A 17,032-nucleotide genomic window follows, 5' to 3' on the forward strand; every position below is an offset into this window, starting at 1 on the left:
GCGCCCTTTTTATGCGGCAGATGCTGCACCTCCTGCGTTAGACCTACCCGATGAATCACATCAGAAACTTCTCCATCATTGCCCATATTGACCATGGCAAGTCAACGCTGGCCGATCGGCTGATCCAGCGCTGCGGCGGGTTGCAAGAGCGGGAGATGCAAGCTCAGGTGCTGGACTCAATGGACATCGAGAAAGAGCGTGGCATCACCATCAAGGCGCAAACTGCTGCGCTGCAGTACAAAGCCAAAGATGGTCAGATCTACAACCTGAACTTGATCGACACCCCCGGCCATGTGGACTTTTCTTATGAAGTGAGCCGCTCGCTCTCAGCCTGCGAAGGCGCGCTGCTGGTGGTGGACGCCAGTCAGGGTGTCGAAGCCCAAACCGTGGCCAATTGCTACACCGCACTGGATCTGGGTGTGGAAGTGGTGCCGGTGCTCAACAAAATGGACCTGCCCAACGCCGACCCGGAAAACGCCCGTTCGGAAGTGGAAGACGTTATCGGTATCGATGCGTCTGAGGCCATTGCCTGTTCGGCCAAAACTGGCATGGGTATCGATGAGATTCTGGAAGCCGTGGTGGCGCGCATTCCCGCGCCTAAAGGCAATCCCAACGCGGCTTTACGCGCCATGATTGTCGACAGCTGGTTTGACAGCTATGTTGGTGTGGTGATGCTGGTGCGCATTGTCGATGGCCGTCTCGCCAAAGGGGAGCGCATCAAAATGATGGCCACCGGCACCACTTACAACGCTGATAGCCTGGGCGTGTTCACCCCGGCCAACCAGCCACGTGAAGCGCTTGAGGCAGGCGAGGTGGGTTACATCATTGCCGGTATCCGTGAACTGCAGGCCGCCAAAGTGGGCGACACCATCACTCTGATTCGCCCCGGCACCGGTGGTGCGGCAGCCACGGCCACCGAGCCATTGCCCGGCTTCAAGGAAATCCAGCCGCAGGTGTTTGCCGGGCTGTACCCCACCGAAGCCAACCAGTACGAAGGTCTTCGTGACAGCCTGGAAAAGTTGAAGCTCAACGATGCGTCGCTGCATTACGAGCCGGAAGTGTCGCAGGCGCTGGGCTTTGGCTTTCGTTGCGGCTTTCTGGGCTTGCTGCACATGGAAATAGTGCAAGAGCGCCTAGAGCGCGAGTTTGACCAAGACCTTATCACCACCGCGCCCAGCGTGGTTTACCAGGTGGTACAGGCCGATGGCACAGTAAAGATGGTGGAAAACCCCTCCAAGATGCCCGATCAGGGCCGCCTGGAAGAAATCCGTGAACCCATCGTGACCTTGCATCTGTACATGCCGCAGGAATATGTGGGCCCGGTGATGACGCTGGCCAATCAGAAGCGCGGCGTGCAGATGAACATGGCCTACAAGGGCCGCCAGGTGGTGCTGACCTACGAGATTCCGCTGGGCGAGATCGTGATGGACTTCTTCGATAAGTTAAAAAGTGTCTCGCGCGGGTACGCTTCGATGGACTATGAGTTCAAGGAGTACCGCACCGCCGACGTGGTCAAGGTCGACATTTTGCTCAACGGTGAGAAGGTTGATGCCCTGTCGATCATCGTGCACCGCTCGCAGTCGGTGTACCGAGGCCGCGCGGTAGTGAGCAAGATGCGTGAAGTGATTTCACGCCAGATGTACGACGTGGCGATTCAGGCCGCCATCGGTGCCAACGTGATCGCTCGTGAAACCATCAAAGCATTGCGCAAAAACGTGATCGCCAAGTGTTACGGCGGCGACATTTCACGCAAACGCAAGCTGTTGGAAAAGCAAAAAGAAGGCAAGAAGCGCATGAAGCAGATTGGTTCTGTTGAGGTGCCGCAAGAGGCGTTCCTGGCAATTTTGAAGGTGGATGCGTGATGCAGGCCCTAACTTCTGCTGTTTTGGCTGCCTTTGTGGCCTATGTCGGGGCCTGGTACTTTGGCATGGTGGAAGGCAACTTCGCTCTGCTGCTCTTTCTGGCCAGCATCATCACCGGCGCCTATTGGCTGGCTGAACGCTTTGTTTTCCTGCCGCAACGCCAGAGAGCCGCTGCCGAGCTGGAAGTGCAAACCCTCAAACGCAACGAAGAACTGGGCAAGCTGGGCATCAGCAAGGTGGATGACAACCTGACTGAGGCCAAACACCGCCTGCTGGCGCAGCCCTGGTGGCTGGATTGGACGGCCGGGCTGTTCCCGGTGATCATTGGCGTCTTTATTCTGCGGTCGTTTCTGTTTGAGCCATTCAAGATTCCATCGGGCTCGATGATTCCGACCCTGCTGGTGGGTGACCTGATTTTGGTCAACAAGTTCGAATACGGCCTGCGCCTGCCGGTGCTCAACACCAAGGTCACTGCTGGCACACCGCCGCAGCGCGGTGACGTGATGGTGTTTCGCTACCCGCCCAAGCCCAGTCTGGACTACATCAAACGCGTGGTCGGGGTGCCCGGTGACGAGGTGGCCTACCTCAACAAACGGCTTAGCATCAACGGCAAAGCGGTGCCAACCGACACCTTGCCTGAATTTTTTGACGAAGACACCATGCGCTACTTCAAGCAGTTTGAAGAAGACATGGGCACCGCCAAACATCGCCTGCTCAATGACGACAGCCGCCCCGCCTTTGTGCCGGGTGCTGGTGAGTTTCAGTTCAAGCAAAACTGCCAGTACAGCGTCGAGGGGGTGATGTGCAAGGTGCCCGAGGGCCACTACTTCATGATGGGCGACAACCGCGACAACTCTCTTGATTCGCGCTATTGGGGTTTTGTGCCAGAGAAAAACATTGTCGGAAAAGCCTTTTTTGTCTGGATGAACTTTGGTAACCTCAAGCGTATTGGTCCTTTTAACTGAGCAGGAGTTTTCTATGGTTCGCGCCGTCAAATCAGGTCAACGTGGCCTCTCACTCATCGGCTTCATCTTTGTGGGTGCTGTGCTGGCGGTATCAGGCGTGATCGTGGCGCAGATCCTTCCTACTGCCATCGAGTACCAGGCCGTGCTCAAGGCGGTCCAGAAAGCCTCTGAAGGCAATACGGTGGTGGAGGTGCGCTCTATTTTTGATAAGGCATCGGCCATCGACAACATCAGCTCGATCACCGCCAAAGACATTGAAGTCACCAAGGAAAATGACAAGGTGGTGGTGAGTTTCGCCTACCAGCGCGAGATTCATCTGGCCGGCCCGGCCTACCTGACGATGAAGTATGCAGGCCGCTCAAACTAAGGTGACAACACAGGTGACGCCTTGAGCGCGGGGCTGGCAGCGCTGCAACAGCGCCTGCAGTACCAATTTTCTGATCTGAGCCTGCTTGCGCGGGCCACCACCCACCGAAGCTTTTCCGCTGACCACAACGAGCGGCTGGAGTTTCTGGGCGATTCGGTGCTGGGTGTCTGCGTGGCGGATCTGCTTTACCAGCGACTCAGTGCGCTGCCAGAAGGTGATTTGTCGCGGGTACGTGCGGGTCTGGTGCGCCAGGAGGCGTTGCATCCGCTGGCTATCAAGCTGGGTTTGGGCGAGGTGATCCGCCTGGGCGAGGGCGAAATGCGCTCCGGAGGGAAAAAACGCCCGTCTATCCTTGCAGATGCTTTGGAAGCTGTGATTGGTGCCACCTATCTGGATGGCGGCTTCTCTGCAGCGCAGGCGCTGGTGAACCGGCTGTATGCCTCGCTGGAAATCAACCCGGCCATGGCTGCCATGGGCAAAGATCCTAAAACCGAACTGCAGGAATGGTTGCAGGCGCGGCGCATGAAAGTGCCTGGTTACAAAGTCGTCGCCACGCTGGGCGCGGCCCACAAGCAAACCTTTGAGGTTGAATGCGAGATCACCGAACTCAATCTGACGGCGCGTGGCACGGGTGGCTCCCGCCGCGCTGGCGAACAAGCTGCCGCCACCACCATGCTGCAAACACTCAAGACCAAAGGGCCTCAATGACTACTATAAAAAACGAAGCTGCCGACGCAGATGGCACGGGGGCTACAGCCCTAAATGACGTTGAAGCGATGCTGGCAGGCCTGCACCGCAACATGCGCCCCGCCGGGCCGGTTGATGCGCCGGTCGCTGGCCAGCGCTGCGGCTTGATCGCCATTGTGGGCAAACCCAACGTGGGCAAATCGACCCTGCTGAACGCGCTGGTCGGGCAAAAGATCAGCATCACCTCACGCAAGGCGCAAACCACCCGCCACCGTATCACCGGCATGCACACGGTTGGCGCAACGCAGTTTGTGTTTGTCGATACCCCGGGTTTCCAAACCATCCACGGCAACGCCTTAAACAAGTCGTTGAACAAAACCGTGGTGGGCGCGGTGGCCGATGTGGATTTGATTTTGTTTGTGGTGGAGGCGGGCAGCTTTACCCCTGCCGATGCCCGCGTCTTGGCGCTGCTGGGCAAAAACATCCCGACGCTGCTGATTGCCAACAAGCTCGACAACGTGCACCGCCGTGGTGACATCGCGCCCTGGTTACAGGACATGCAGGCCAAACATACGTTCACTGAATTTGTGCCAATGTCGGCCAAAAACGCCAAAGATGTCGATCGCCTGCTCGACATCTGCGCCAAGTACTTGCCCGAGCAGAGCTGGTGGTATGCGGCGGATGAGTTGACCGACCGCAGCGAGCGCTTCATGGCCAGTGAAATGGTGCGTGAAAAGCTGTTTCGCCTGACCGGTGACGAGTTACCTTACACCTCGACTGTGATCATTGATAAGTTTGAAGAGGAACCTCCCGCGAAGAAGGGCCAGAAACGCCTGCTGCGGATTGCCGCCTCCATCGTCGTTGAGCGTGATGGCCATAAAGCCATGGTGATTGGTGACAAGGGGGAGCGCATCAAACGCATTGGCATGGAAACCCGTGTCGAGCTAGAAAAGCTGCTGGACTGCAAGGTTTTCATCGAAATGTGGGTCAAAGTGCGCTCAGGCTGGGCCGATGACGAAGCCCGGGTGCGCTCCTTTGGCTACGAGTAAAAGCCAAAGCGCCATGTTTGACAGCCCCAAAAGCAACAAGGCAGCTTAAGCGGCCTTGTTTGTTTGACCGCCAATGCATGCTATCAACCGAAAAGGGTATTCACCGCATAGGGGACAAGGGGTAACAGGCTAACTGCGACAACGGTCCACACGATAGCAAGGTCGAGATTTCTGAGCTTGGTTTCAGTCAGGGTGTTTTCTTCTGGTTAGAAATTGAACTGTTGAGTCACAAAGATACTTGATGTTCAAATTAATAATAAACAGGTTATATATTTACCCATGATTCTGTTGGGGATATTGGCCCTTGGCAACCAAACGTGTCCCAAGTGAACCCGTCTTCAAGCGGTATGGCTGCAAGGGGCCGAGTCTTAAGCTTTCCGGCTCATTCTTTTTGTTGGCGTAACGTTGTCTTACAACTTGGGTGTCGTTGAGCGACGTATGCGCCTTAAACTAGAAAAATCACCTCAATTTTCATTGGTGTAACTAGACGGACCGCTTAAAAACGAGCAAGCGCGTGATCATCCAAGACGTCGACTGCACAAATCACATGATTCACCAAAGCCTGACCGACCTTTTTCAGACCCATTTTGAGGTGATTCCTGCGGATGAAGAACACTTGCTAGAAAAGGTCTACCGCATCCGCCATCAGGTTTACTGTGAAGAGCTTGGCTTTGAACCGCACCAGGTCAACCAAATGGAGCAGGACGAGGCGGACAAGCATTCGATTCACTGCCTGTTGCTGCACAAACCTACCGGTGTCTATGTGGGTTGCGTCAGGTTGATTTTGTCGGACCAGCGTGCGCCTGATGCGGTGTTTCCGTTTGAAAAAACGTGCGCTCAGTCCTTGCGCTGGGTATTCGATAAATCAACGGGGACGTGCCGCAAGCGTTACGGTGAGATATCGCGCCTGGCCATCATCTCTGAATTTCGCCGACCCAGGCATGGCGTTCTGATGGCAAACGGCAGCATCGAAAAGCTCGATATGGGCGACGTCGATGCCAGGAAACTGTTTCCTTCGATGGCGCTCGGACTTTATCTGGCGATCACGGCGATGGGGTTGGACCAGGGTCTGGATGGTGTGTTTGCGATGATGGAGCCGCGACTGGCACGCCAGTTACACGGTTTTGGCATCCATTTCGAGCAGGTTGGCGATGTCGTCGAGCACCGCGGGGTGCGTGCGCCCTATTACATCAGCCGCCACTCGCTGCTCGACAATCTGAAGCTGGAATGCAGAAACCTGCTGACCAGAATCCAGGACTGTCTGACCGTGCCGCAAGCGCTGGTCTTGAAGTCGGGGCGCTAAGGATCCTGGCTGGGTTGCCTGTTCGGCAGGTGTTTATTTACCGGGCGGACGCGGTTTTGGCGTTGTTTGATGAACAATTCAGACCCTGAATGGCAACCAAACGTATCTCAGATGAACCCGCCTTTGTGCTGCACCGCTACGACTGGAGCGAGACCAGCCTGATCCTGGAGGTGTTCACCCGCCACCATGGGCGACTGGCGCTGGTGGCCAAGGGGGTCAAGCGGCCCAGTTCCAGCTTTCGGCCGATCCTGCTGCCACTGCAGCCACTGCATCTGGCATTTGGTGGCGACGCTGAAATCAAAACCCTGAAAGCCGCCGAATGGCAAGGCGGCCATGTCATGCCCACCGGCGACGCGCTGATGTCGGGCTACTACCTCAACGAGTTGCTGCTGAACCTGTTGGCGCGTGAAGACCCGCACCCGGCGCTGTTTGACAGCTATGCCAGCGTGGTGGCGGTGATTGCCAGCGAGCACGGCGAAGTGCTGGAGTCTGCCCTGCGCGCGTTTGAGCTGCTGCTGCTGCGTGAAATTGGCCTCTTGCCGCTGCTGGACGCGCAAACCATGACACTGCTGGCGCTGCACCCCGATACGCGCTACAGCCTGGTACCCGAAGGCGGCCTGCGCCAAGCCAGCGAGGCAGACCGTGCCAGCCTGAACGGCGCGCAGTGGACCACCCTGCAACACGTGCTGGGCGAGCGCGCGCCGTTTACCGCCGTGCTGCGCGCCTGCGCTGAGGTGGCATCCGAGCTCAAACCGCAGCTGCGCACCCTGCTCAATTACCATTGCGGGGTGAGCGCCCTGCGCACCCGGCAAGTGATGATCGACCTGCAAAACCTATGAATACCACCGTACTTTCTGTGAATCTCAACAAAGTCGCCACAGTGCGTAACACGCGCCACCTGGGCATTCCCAGCCTGACCCGCGCCGCCACCTTGTGCCTGCAAGCTGGGGCAAACGGCATCACCGTGCACCCGCGCCCAGATGAGCGCCACATCCGCGGCAGCGACGTGCCCGAGCTGGCGCGCCTGCTGCAGGCCTGGCCGGACCGCGAATACAACATTGAAGGCAATCCATTTCACAACCTGATGGACGTGGTCGGCAGCCTGGTGGCGCAAAAACTGCCGGTGCACCAGGTCACCTTTGTGCCCGACGGCCAGGGTCAGTTCACCAGCGACCACGGCTGGAGTTTTCCGCAGGATGCGCAGCGCCTGAAGCCGCTGATCGAGCAGGCGCATGCTTGGGGTGTGCGGGTGAGCCTGTTCATGGATGCTGAAACCGCTTCAATGGCTGCGGCCAAAGCCGTGGGCGCAAACCGTGTTGAGCTTTACACCGAACCCTATGCCGCCGCCTGGGGCACCCCGGAAGTTGCTGCGCAGCTGGCGCGTTTTGCCAGCGCCGCCCAAGCCGCGTTGGCGGCGGGCTTGGGTGTGAACGCCGGGCATGACCTGAACCGCGATAACCTCACCGTCTTTTTGAATCAAGTGCCCGGCGTGAGTGAGGTGTCGATCGGCCACGCGCTGATTGCGGATGCGCTGGAGCTGGGTTATGAGGCCACCATCAAAGACTATTTGCGCTGCATCGCTCAGGCTGAGCAGCTGCACATGGTGGGCTGAACAACGCGCTTCGCAAAGCCAAACCCACATCATGATTTACGGCATTGGCACCGACATCTGCGACGTGCGGCGCATCCAGGCCAGCCTGAACCGCCACGGTGAGCGTTTTGCCAAAAAAGTGCTCAGCGAGGGCGAATTCGCCACCTGGCAGATGCGCAGCCAGCGCTGGCCCGAACGCGGTGTGCGCTACTTGGCCACGCGTTTCAGCGCCAAAGAAGCTTTCAGCAAAGCCATTGGCCTTGGCATGACCCTACCGATGACCTGGCGCAGCTGCGAAATTGGCAAGCTGCCCAGCGGCAAGCCGGTGGTGCTGCTGCAGGGTGCGTTGAAAGACTGGTTTGACAGCCGACATTTGTCTGCGCACATCACGGTGACTGATGAGACCGATTACGCCGCCAGCTTCTGCGTGGTGGAAGTGACTGTTTAATTTAGCATAAAAAAGGCCTCTAGCCCTTACTGCATAAGCGTAAGCAGCTATCAATAATAAGGACAGTTCAATGAGCTTTCACGCCCCTTTGATCATCGACATTGCCGGCACAACCCTCAGCAAAGCCGACAAAAAGCGCCTGAAGCACCCGCTGGTGGGCGGCATGATTTTGTTTGCCCGCAACTGGGAAAGTCGCGCGCAGCTCACCGAGCTGTGCCGCAACATCAAAAAAATCCGCCCTGACCTACTGATCTGCGTCGACCATGAAGGTGGCCGGGTGCAGCGTTTTAAAACCGACGGCTTTACCCACCTGCCGCCGATGCGGGCTTTGGGTGAAATGTGGCGCCAGGAGAGCGTCGGGCTTGCCGGTGAAGGCGCCATGCATGCCACTGCGGCGGCCACCGCCTGCGGCTATGTGCTGGGTGCCGAGTTGCGTGCCTGCGGCATTGATTTGAGCTTCACCCCGGTGCTGGACCTTGATTACGGCCCCAGTGGCGTGATTGGTAACCGCGCTTTTGATGCGGATGCCCGCGTGGTCAGCCTGCTGGCCAAGAGCCTGATGCACGGCCTGCTGCAAAGCGGCATGGCAAACTGCGGCAAACACTTCCCCGGCCACGGCTTTGTGGCCGCTGACTCCCACACCGACCTGCCGGTGGACACGCGCAGCTTGAAAGCTATCTTGAAGGATGACGCCGCGCCTTACCGCTGGCTGGGCAACAGTCTGGCCGGCGTGATGCCCGCCCATGTGATCTACCCCAAAGTGGACAAACGCGCGGCGTGTTTTTCTAAAAAATGGCTGACCGACATCCTGCGCCACCAGCTCGGGTTTACCGGCGCCATCTTCAGCGACGATCTGTCCATGGCGGCTGCCCGTGTCATCGATGGCCAGCCGGTCAGTACTACGCAAGCGGCGCTGGCCGCTCTGAACGCAGGCTGCGACATGGTGCTGCTGTGCAACCAGTCGCTGGGTGACGGTGCCGAGGTGGATGCCTTGATTGACGGCCTGACCCGCGCCCATTACCACGGCCAATGGGAGCCGCTGGATATCAGCCAGGAGCGCCGTCTGGCGCTGCTACCCCGAAATTGCGTCATGCTGTGGGACGATTTGATGGTGCAGCCTGCCTACATGCAGGCGCTGGATCTGCTGCCTTGATACGTCAACCCAAATGGTTTGTTTGGGGAGTGCGTCAATGGCCATCAACGGCCGCACGGGGCCGCAGGGTGCGCCCAATGCAAAGGCTGGGTTTTCAGGGCGAACGGTGCAGCCGTGGTGACGATAGTGCGGCAATCATGTCGCTGGTGGCTGCATCCACATTCGGGTGCGCCTGCATTAACCGCGCGCCGGTCAGCAGCTTGCGCAGCTCCTGCAAGTCTTTCACGGTCGGTGCCACCTTGATCTGAGCGATGGCAGCGGTCGCATTACCGCCCTTGATGAGAGCCAGAACCTTCGGTGCCCAGAGGCTTGGACGTGACATGCAGTGTTTTCCTGATCGTTTGACAATTGTGAATTAAATTGGCCTCTAGCCCTTATTTTATAAGCGCCAGAAGCTATTGAATATATAGTAATCTGTCCAAAGATTCACGCCACTTGCGTGGCCAGTCAGCAGCCGTGCCGGACAATCGACGATCACATTTTCACTTACCTGCCCGATGAAACCCAAATCTTCCACCGGTGGTCTGGTTTACAGCACCGACCTGGGTCGCATCTGCCCGGCGTGCCGTCACCCAGTAGCTGCCTGCCAGTGTGCGTCTGCCAAGCCCAAGGCAGTCACCGACGGCATCGTGCGTGTCTCGCGTGAGACCAAGGGCCGCGCGGGCAAAGGCGTGACGCTGGTGAAAGGGTTGGCGCTGGACGAGCCTGCGCTGGTGACTTTGGCCAAGCAGCTTAAGACGGCCTGCGGGTCCGGCGGCACGGTGAAAGACGGCGTGATTGAGGTGCAGGGCGACCACTGCGAGCGGGTGATGGCGCTGCTGCAGGCGCAGGGCCACAAGGTCAAGCGCGCAGGCGGGTGAGCATGACAACGGCCACCCAATGAACCCTCAAGACCTGCAACTGCTGGTGACACGCACCATGCCCTTTGGCAAATACAAGGGCCGCTTGATCGTTGACCTGCCGGGCGATTACCTGCGCTGGTTTGTGCGTGAGAGCGTGCAAAACGGCAGACGACAAAGTGAAATTGGCCGCCTGCTGGCGCTGATGCACGAGATTGACCACAACGGCCTGTCAGACCTGCTCAAGCCGTTGCGCCCTAAGTAAGGGGCAGGACAACTCTGGCAATGGCAAGCGCGGGTACGCTGCTACACCCCGGCAATCACCGCTTCAATCTCGGCAAAGGTGCGGGCCATTTCATGCGTGTGGATCTGCACACCCAACTGGCGCGCGATTTGCGACGCGGAAAAGATGCCCATCAGCGCTTGTTTGCCATCGGCGTCTAGGCCCACCACGATGGCGTGGGCGCGGCCGTCGGCCTTGAGCGAGGCGACGATGTGGCCCACGCGCGCCTTTTTCACGTCCTCAATGTTCAAAGCATCCATCTTTTCCACCGACACCATCACATCGGCCACATGCAACTCATGGCGCTTGACCTGGTGGCGTTGGGCTGCCAGAACCGGCTTTTCGCCCAGAACATCCACAGAGGTCAACAGGCCGGCCACCTGCTGGCGGCTGTCATCTACCACCAGCAACAAGCGCACCCCGCGCGCAATCATCGAGCGGTTGGCGTCATCTAACGTGGCGCTGGCATTGATGCTGGCTACCGGCACTTGCGCCAAGTCGGTCATGACCTGGACGGCCGGTGAATCAATGTGTACCGGCGGCGGGTTGAAAGCGCCGGGCAGGTGACAGCCGGAGGTGGCGATCGATGTTTTTGGCAGGGGTTTGTGGCCGGTAGCGTCGTTCATGATATTGTCCTCGTTGGTTTCAGGGGGAGTATGCTCGGCACCGCAGAGCAGTCTGGCGCGCAGTCACACTTTATGGTTTTTCCCAGGACTTTGGCAAGGCTGGTTCAATACCCACTCTGGGGGAGCATTGGATGTCGCAGGTTCTGGGCCTTGTTACTTGCAACGCTTTCTCTGCGTGACATGCAGAGCCTGTTTTTTGCATGACCGCGTTGCGCTCTGATAACCTTCAGCGCTGGGGCGGGTGTAAATGCGATGCACCCTCGCCGTATGCGGGGAAAATATGACGATGACAACAGGCAATCCAATGGTTCTACTCGTCGACGACGACGAGTTCCACCTTGACATGATTTATGCGCAACTGCTGGCCATTGGCTATGAGCGGGTAGTTTGCGCTGCCAGCGGCGCCCAGGCATTGGCCGAGCTGGAGACCTGGGGGCCAGCCATTGGTACGGTCATCTGCGACCTGTCGATGCCCGACATGGATGGCTTGGTCTTGATCAGGCACCTGGCGCAGCGCCATTTGTCGGCGGGCATCATCCTGCTCTCAGGCGCGCAGGGCGAAATTTTGCACAGCGCCGCCCGGCTGGTGAGCGCGCACAAGATGAATCTGCTGGGTGTGTTGGCCAAACCCTGCTCCAACGCCCAACTGCAGCAGCTGCTGTCGCGCCTGCAGCCTACCAGCGCGCCCAGCCGGCCAGACCTCGCCCCCGAACTGACCGCGCAGCGCCTGAAGCTGGCGCTGGCCAGCGGCGAGTTCATTCCCTGGTACCAGCCCAAGCTGGACATCCGCAGCGGCCTGGTGGTGGGGGTGGAGGCGCTGGCGCGCTGGCCCTGTGCGGCGGGCGGCATGATCGGCCCGGCGCGGTTTGTGCCCGCCATGGAAGCGGCTGGCCTGGCCGATGCGTTGTTTTTTGCGATGGCCCGCCAAGTGGCACAAGACCTGTCTGACTGGCAGCGGCAGCATATTTTTGTCAAGGCGGCGTTGAATTTGTCAATGAGCACCGCGCTCAACCTGGCGGTGCCAGAGCAGCTGCAGTGCATCGTCCACAAGGCGGGTCTGCAGCCTTCAGACTTCATCATTGAAGTCACCGAGAGCCAGTTGATGGTGAACCGCGCGCTGATCATGGAGAGCCTTACCCGCCTGTCACTGATGGGTTTTGTGCTGTCGATTGACGACTTTGGCACCGGTTACTCCAGCCTGGTGCAATTGATTGACCTGCCGTTCAAAGAGCTGAAGATTGATGGCAGTTTTGTGCAGCGCGCCAGCACCGAGCAAAAAGCCCAGTCGGTGCTGCGCATGGCCATTTTGCTGGGCAACAACCTAGCCATGCAGGTGGTAGCCGAAGGGGTTGAGACGCAGGAGCAGCTTGAATTCGTGCGCCTTTGGGGTGGCCACATGGTGCAGGGTTACCACTTTGCCCGGCCTATGCCGCTGGCAGAATGCACCGCGTTTTTAGTGCAGCCCAGACAGCTTTAGTGTCAGCCCTGACGCGGCTTGGAGAAGATCGAATAATTTAAGTAAAAATGGCCTCTGGCCCTTATAAATAAAGCGCTAGTAGCTATGAAATATATAGTAATTAGGGAAGCAATGAACGCTCACGATTTGTGCCAATTCAATATTCTGTTGGTAGATGACGACGATCAACTGATTGAAACAGGGCTGACCAACGCCAGAGCGTGCACGTCGTCCGCCAGCCGCTGATTGGTTCACCCTTGGCTTCAGTGCGCAAAACCTCGACCCTGCTGTGGGCCAGCGGCGTGCTGGTGCTGGGGCTGGGGCTGACGGGCGTCTTCTGGCGCCAGGCCAGAACGGTAGCAGCAGAGCAAATCCAGGTTGAGTTGGCGCGCGAGGCCAGCGACATTACCGGCACCCTTGAGCGCAACCTGAAGGCCAACGCGTTGATGCTGATGGGTTTTGCGGGTTTGTTTGATGCCTCGGATGAGGTGACACGCCAAGACTTCAGAGGCTACTTTGAGGTGCTGAGCGCCGCCGCAAAAACCCAGGGGTTCGCCGGGGTGGCCTACGTGGAGCAGGTCAGCGCGCAAAACCTGCAGCAGCACCAGGCCCGGGTGCGCAGTGATGGCTTGCCGTACTACCGCGTCAGCCCGCATGGCAACCGGGCTGCCTATACGCCCATCGTTTACATCGAGCCGATTGACAGCGGCAACAACCGTCGTGCGGTGGGCTTTGACATCAGCACCGTGCCAGCGGAACGATCTGCCTTGGCACTGGCGCGTGACACCGGGCAGCTGGTGATCTCGGGCAAGCTTACCCTGAAGCAGGACGAAGGCCAGGGCCAGCCCGGCTTTGTCATGTATGCGCCTGTTTACCAGCGCGCCGCCCGCCCCAAGACGCTGGCCGAGCGTCAATCCAGCATCGTTGGCTGGGTGGACGTCCCCTTTCGCGTGGCAAGTCTGATCGCACAGTTGCTGCCACAGGGTCTGCGCGACATGGGCCTGTCGATCTACGACACCGGCGATGTGTCAGCCGCCAACCTGATGTTTGATGCCGAAGGCCCGCACACCAGCGCGCCAGCGGGTGCTGCGCGCTTTACCAGGCAGCTGAACTTTGGTGGGCGCCAGTGGACGCTGGCTTATCTGGCAAAGCCAGGGTTTGGCGCGCCGGCCATCAAGCAACGGCCTGCACTGGTCGGCGCTACCGGCATGCTGCTGAGTTTGTTGCTGAGCCTGTTGACAGCCTTGCTGCTACGCACGCAGCAGCGGCGCGAGCAGGCGGTGCTGCGTGATGCTGGCGAGGCAGAGCGCCAGGTTCGCGAGGCGTTGCGCGCTGACAATGAGCGCGCCCTGCAGGCCAGCGTGTGGGCCATGAGCGAAGCCCAGCGCATTGGGCGGGTGGGCACTTATATAGCCGACATTCAGAAAGCCACCTTTCAAGAGTCCGGCGTGCTGACCGATATTTTTGGCATTGATCACACCTATGACAGGAGCATCAGCAGCTGGTTGGCGATGATCGTGCCAGAGTATCGCCAGTCGGTGCAGGAGCACTACCAGCGCACGATTGAGGGGGATGGCCTATTTGACCAGGAATACCCCATCATCCGCCCAGTGGATGGCCAGACGCGCTGGGTACGGGCACTGGGCGAGTTGTCTGCGGCCGCGCAAGGGCAGCCCAGCGTGCTGTGCGGCACCATTCAGGACATTACCGCGCGCAAAACCGTCGAGCTGGAGCTGCAAACCTACCGCGACCACCTGGAAGAGTTGGTGCAGCAGAAGACGCAGCATCTGGAGCAGGCGCTGCTGGCACTGAAGCAGCAAAAATTCATCCTTGACGAGCATGCCATCGTGACCATGACCGATATGGATGGCCTCTACACCTATGGCAACGCCAAGTTCACAGCCATCAGTGGCTACAGCCCAGAAGAATTTTTAGGCTGCCACCATAGCCTGGTCAGCTCAGGGGTGCACCCACCGGCCTTTTTTCAGGCGATGTACGACGCAGTGAACCGTGGTGAAGCCTGGCATGTGCAAGAGTGCAACCGCGCCAAAGACGGGCACCTGTATTGGACCGACACCACCTTTTACGCTTTCCGTGACGCCAGTGGCCAGCCCGAGAGCTACCTCTCAGTGCGCACCGAGATCACCCAGCGCAAAGCCGCCGAGCAGGCGCAGCAGCTGGCCATGTCGTTACTGGCCGCCACCCTGGAGTCCACTGGCGACGGCATTCTGGTGATGGACCGAGCGCATCACATCACCCTGTGGAACCAGCGTTTTGTGGCGCTGTGGCGCGTCCCCCCAGAACTGCTGACTGGGCAGGCCAGCGACGCGGTGTTGGCCTGTGTGGCGGGCCAACTGGCGCAGCCCGTGCTGTTCACCGACAAGGTGCTGGCGCTCGAGCGCACGCCTGAGGCCTCGAGCAATGAGACCGTCGACCTGGCCGACGGGCGCGTGTTCAGGTGCATCTCGCACCCGCAGAAACTCGGCCAAGAGGTGGTGGGCCGCGTCTGGTCGTTTGCCGACATCACCGAGTTCAAACGCGCCGAGAGCGCTGCCAACGCTGCCAACCAGGCCAAGTCAGATTTTCTGGCCAACATGAGCCACGAGATCCGGACCCCCATGAACGGCGTCATTGGCATGGTCGACATCCTGCAGCAAACGCCGCTTCAGTCCGAGCAAAAGCGCATGCTCGACACCATTGCCAACTCGTCACAAACGCTGTTGCACATCCTCAATGACATTCTGGATTACTCAAAAATCGAGGCTGGCCACATGGCCGTGGAGCGCCTGGCCACACCGCTTGTGCCGCTGTGCCAGAGCGTGGTGCAGTTGCTGCAAAGCTCGGCCAGCGCGCAGGGTGTTGCGCTGTCTTTAGCGATTGACCCCGCGCTGCCCTGCGCGATCTACACCGACCCGACCCGGCTGCGTCAGGTGCTGCTCAATCTGCTGGGCAACGCCATCAAGTTCACCCTGGCGGCACCTGGGCGCGTGCCCAGTGTGGCGTTGCGTCTGGAAACCGGCACCCTTGACAGCGGCCAGCCTGGTCTGCTGCTCACGGTGCAAGACAACGGTATTGGCATCAGTGAAGCGGTGGTGGCCAAGCTGTTTACCCCGTTTACCCAGGCCGACGCCAGCACCGCGCGCCAGTTTGGTGGCACCGGTCTGGGCCTGTCGATCAGCCAGCGCCTGGTGGCGCTGATGGGCGGCCAGATCACGGTGCAAAGCACGCTGGGTGAGGGCTCTGCATTCACGGTGGCGCTGCCTTTGCATGAGGCGCCATTGGAGCCAGCGGCCCCCGATCTGGATGAGCGCCGCCTGCGCCCACGACCGCCTGCACCCAGCGTGGCGCAAGCGGCCGCCAGTGGGCAGCTGATCTTGCTAGCCGAAGACAACGAAACCAACCGCGACGTGTTGCGCGAGCAGTTGCGCCTTCTGGGTTATGCCGCCGAGGTGGCAGACGACGGTGTGGCTGCGCTGGCACAGTGGCGCAGTGGCCGCTACAGCCTGCTACTGACCGACTGCCACATGCCGCTGATGGACGGGTTCGCCCTGGCCGGCGCGATTCGCGCCGAGGAACTGCCGGGTCAGCGACGACCCATCATCGCGGTGACTGCCAACGCCATGCGTGGTGAGGCGCAAAACTGCCTGTCCAGCGGCATGGACGACTACCTGAGCAAGCCGCTGCGCTTGCAAGAGCTGGGGTCGATGCTGGCCAAGTGGCTGCCCTTGGCGGGTGATGCTACGCCACAAGATCCTGAGCAGGCTCTAGCTGAGCTCGCGCCAGCGCAAGCAGCTGCCGTCCCGCAGGCCAGCCATGAACTCCCCAGTGCGCCGTTGTCAGTGGGCCTGCCCATTTGGAACCCTGACACGCTGGCGCAACTGGTGGGCAACAACCCCGGTTTGCATCAGCGTCTGCTCACCAAGTTTCTGACCAATGCCACCAGGCAGTTGAAAGCGATCCAACTGGCTGCGCTGGCGGGTGAGGCCAACAAGGCGGCGCAAGTGGCGCACACGTTCAAGTCATCCGCCCGCGCGGTGGGTGCGCTTAGCCTGGGCCAGTTGTGTGAGCAGCTCGAAACCGCTGGTCTGGCGGGCGAGGCTACCACCTGCCTGGCGCTGGCGGCTTCCTTAGATGCTGCATTTATCCAGACCCGGGACGCGATTCTGGCTCGGGATACGGGCGCTGAGGCCTGACAGACTTTTTTCCGCTATCGCTATTGTTGCAGTCATCGCCTCAACCATTGCCCTCTTGAGGAAAGCGCAAAAGCGCATCGTGGTGCCCGTTCTGCCGGGATTTTCCGATATACTATGCAGCTTCGCGGCTGTAGCTCAGTTGGATAGAGTACTTGGCTACGAACCAAGGGGTCGTGGGTTCAATTCCTGCCAGCCGCACCATATAGAACA

Annotated in this window: 16 protein-coding genes and 1 tRNA gene; 15 read left to right on the top strand and 2 right to left on the bottom strand. The window is 59.4% G+C overall.

Going from position 1 to position 17,032, the window contains the following annotated elements:
• The first annotated feature begins 50 nt into the window (after nucleotides 1–50).
• From lepA to nagZ, 10 genes are all read left to right on the top strand, one after another.
• A complete protein-coding gene (gene lepA, locus BLL52_RS09365; protein WP_075586420.1) occupies nucleotides 51–1,862 on the top strand; it encodes a translation elongation factor 4 in 1,812 nt (603 codons plus the stop codon).
• Nucleotides 1,862–2,827 (top strand): signal peptidase I, encoded by a 966-nt coding sequence (gene lepB / locus BLL52_RS09370; protein WP_075586421.1) that lies wholly within the window; start codon nucleotides 1,862–1,864, stop codon nucleotides 2,825–2,827. The genes lepA and lepB overlap by 1 nt, the downstream gene beginning before the upstream one ends.
• Nucleotides 2,828–2,840: 13 nt before the next feature.
• Nucleotides 2,841–3,194: a DUF4845 domain-containing protein gene (locus tag BLL52_RS09375; RefSeq protein WP_075586422.1), complete on the top strand. Its 354-nt coding sequence runs from the start codon at nucleotides 2,841–2,843 to the stop codon at nucleotides 3,192–3,194.
• Nucleotides 3,195–3,215: 21 nt separating this feature from the next.
• On the top strand, nucleotides 3,216–3,902 hold the full coding sequence (gene rnc / locus BLL52_RS09380; protein ID WP_075586423.1) for a ribonuclease III: 687 nt from the start codon (nucleotides 3,216–3,218) through the stop codon (nucleotides 3,900–3,902).
• A gap of 68 nt (nucleotides 3,903–3,970) precedes the next feature.
• A complete protein-coding gene (era, locus tag BLL52_RS09385) occupies nucleotides 3,971–4,930 on the top strand; it encodes a GTPase Era (RefSeq protein WP_139313392.1) in 960 nt (319 codons plus the stop codon).
• 547 nt (nucleotides 4,931–5,477) lie between these two features.
• Nucleotides 5,478–6,233 (top strand): PEP-CTERM/exosortase system-associated acyltransferase, encoded by a 756-nt coding sequence (locus BLL52_RS09390; protein WP_139313352.1) that lies wholly within the window; start codon nucleotides 5,478–5,480, stop codon nucleotides 6,231–6,233.
• A gap of 89 nt (nucleotides 6,234–6,322) precedes the next feature.
• Nucleotides 6,323–7,072, top strand: coding sequence for a DNA repair protein RecO (gene recO, locus BLL52_RS09395; RefSeq protein ID WP_075586426.1), 750 nt, complete (start codon nucleotides 6,323–6,325; stop codon nucleotides 7,070–7,072).
• Nucleotides 7,069–7,845, top strand: a complete 777-nt coding sequence (locus BLL52_RS09400; protein ID WP_075586427.1) for a pyridoxine 5'-phosphate synthase — start codon at nucleotides 7,069–7,071, stop codon at nucleotides 7,843–7,845. The genes recO and BLL52_RS09400 overlap by 4 nt, the downstream gene beginning before the upstream one ends.
• Before the next feature lie 31 nt (nucleotides 7,846–7,876).
• The gene (gene acpS / locus BLL52_RS09405; protein ID WP_075586428.1) at nucleotides 7,877–8,272 is read left to right on the top strand and encodes a holo-ACP synthase; all 396 of its coding nucleotides are present in this window, start codon (nucleotides 7,877–7,879) and stop codon (nucleotides 8,270–8,272) included.
• Between the two features lie 70 nt (nucleotides 8,273–8,342).
• Nucleotides 8,343–9,425, top strand: coding sequence for a beta-N-acetylhexosaminidase (gene nagZ, locus BLL52_RS09410; protein WP_075586429.1), 1,083 nt, complete (start codon nucleotides 8,343–8,345; stop codon nucleotides 9,423–9,425).
• A 94-nt stretch (nucleotides 9,426–9,519) separates the two neighbouring features.
• On the opposite strand, the gene BLL52_RS09415 is transcribed toward nagZ, so the two are convergent.
• A complete protein-coding gene (locus BLL52_RS09415) occupies nucleotides 9,520–9,747 on the bottom strand; it encodes a hypothetical protein (protein WP_075586430.1) in 228 nt (75 codons plus the stop codon).
• A gap of 175 nt (nucleotides 9,748–9,922) precedes the next feature.
• Between BLL52_RS09415 and BLL52_RS09420 the strand changes: the two genes are divergently transcribed.
• Together BLL52_RS09420 and BLL52_RS09425 are read left to right on the top strand one after the other, a co-directional pair.
• Nucleotides 9,923–10,285, top strand: coding sequence for a translation initiation factor Sui1 (locus tag BLL52_RS09420; protein ID WP_075586431.1), 363 nt, complete (start codon nucleotides 9,923–9,925; stop codon nucleotides 10,283–10,285).
• Nucleotides 10,286–10,304: 19 nt separating this feature from the next.
• Nucleotides 10,305–10,529 (top strand): DUF3820 family protein, encoded by a 225-nt coding sequence (locus tag BLL52_RS09425; RefSeq protein WP_075586432.1) that lies wholly within the window; start codon nucleotides 10,305–10,307, stop codon nucleotides 10,527–10,529.
• Between the two features lie 41 nt (nucleotides 10,530–10,570).
• Here the strand turns inward: BLL52_RS09425 and BLL52_RS09430 are convergent, their stop codons facing one another.
• A complete protein-coding gene (locus tag BLL52_RS09430) occupies nucleotides 10,571–11,173 on the bottom strand; it encodes a CBS domain-containing protein (RefSeq protein WP_075586433.1) in 603 nt (200 codons plus the stop codon).
• A 304-nt stretch (nucleotides 11,174–11,477) separates the two neighbouring features.
• On the opposite strand from BLL52_RS09430, the gene BLL52_RS09435 reads away from it, so the two are divergent.
• The 3 genes from BLL52_RS09435 (at nucleotide 11,478) to BLL52_RS09445 (ending at nucleotide 17,023) form a co-directional block, all read left to right on the top strand.
• Entirely contained in the window at nucleotides 11,478–12,650 is a 1,173-nt protein-coding gene (locus tag BLL52_RS09435) for an EAL domain-containing response regulator (protein WP_075586434.1), read from the top strand.
• A 200-nt stretch (nucleotides 12,651–12,850) separates the two neighbouring features.
• Nucleotides 12,851–16,822, top strand: a complete 3,972-nt coding sequence (locus BLL52_RS09440) for a CHASE domain-containing protein (protein WP_075586435.1) — start codon at nucleotides 12,851–12,853, stop codon at nucleotides 16,820–16,822.
• Between the two features lie 124 nt (nucleotides 16,823–16,946).
• A tRNA-Arg gene (locus tag BLL52_RS09445) sits at nucleotides 16,947–17,023 on the top strand.
• The last annotated feature ends 9 nt before the right edge of the window (nucleotides 17,024–17,032 follow it).

Origin of the sequence: Rhodoferax antarcticus ANT.BR (genome assembly GCF_001938565.1) — a bacterium.
In the GTDB taxonomy this organism is placed as follows: Bacteria; Pseudomonadota; Gammaproteobacteria; order Burkholderiales; family Burkholderiaceae_C; genus Rhodoferax; species Rhodoferax antarcticus.

Bases quoted from the DNA above. Each gene is read 5' to 3' on its own strand.
- era (WP_139313392.1), top strand. From the start codon at position 3,971: ATGCTGGCAGGCCTGCACCGCAACATGCGCCCCGCCGGGCCGGTTGAT.
- BLL52_RS09430 (WP_075586433.1), bottom strand. From the start codon at position 11,173: ATGAACGACGCTACCGGCCACAAACCCCTGCCAAAAACATCGATCGCC.
- BLL52_RS09420 (WP_075586431.1), top strand. From the start codon at position 9,923: ATGAAACCCAAATCTTCCACCGGTGGTCTGGTTTACAGCACCGACCTG.
- acpS (WP_075586428.1), top strand. From the start codon at position 7,877: ATGATTTACGGCATTGGCACCGACATCTGCGACGTGCGGCGCATCCAG.
- lepB (WP_075586421.1), top strand. From the start codon at position 1,862: ATGCAGGCCCTAACTTCTGCTGTTTTGGCTGCCTTTGTGGCCTATGTC.
- BLL52_RS09435 (WP_075586434.1), top strand. From the start codon at position 11,478: ATGGTTCTACTCGTCGACGACGACGAGTTCCACCTTGACATGATTTAT.
- recO (WP_075586426.1), top strand. From the start codon at position 6,323: ATGGCAACCAAACGTATCTCAGATGAACCCGCCTTTGTGCTGCACCGC.
- BLL52_RS09415 (WP_075586430.1), bottom strand. From the start codon at position 9,747: ATGTCACGTCCAAGCCTCTGGGCACCGAAGGTTCTGGCTCTCATCAAG.
- nagZ (WP_075586429.1), top strand. From the start codon at position 8,343: ATGAGCTTTCACGCCCCTTTGATCATCGACATTGCCGGCACAACCCTC.
- BLL52_RS09425 (WP_075586432.1), top strand. From the start codon at position 10,305: ATGAACCCTCAAGACCTGCAACTGCTGGTGACACGCACCATGCCCTTT.
- lepA (WP_075586420.1), top strand. From the start codon at position 51: ATGAATCACATCAGAAACTTCTCCATCATTGCCCATATTGACCATGGC.
- BLL52_RS09390 (WP_139313352.1), top strand. From the start codon at position 5,478: ATGATTCACCAAAGCCTGACCGACCTTTTTCAGACCCATTTTGAGGTG.
- BLL52_RS09400 (WP_075586427.1), top strand. From the start codon at position 7,069: ATGAATACCACCGTACTTTCTGTGAATCTCAACAAAGTCGCCACAGTG.
- BLL52_RS09375 (WP_075586422.1), top strand. From the start codon at position 2,841: ATGGTTCGCGCCGTCAAATCAGGTCAACGTGGCCTCTCACTCATCGGC.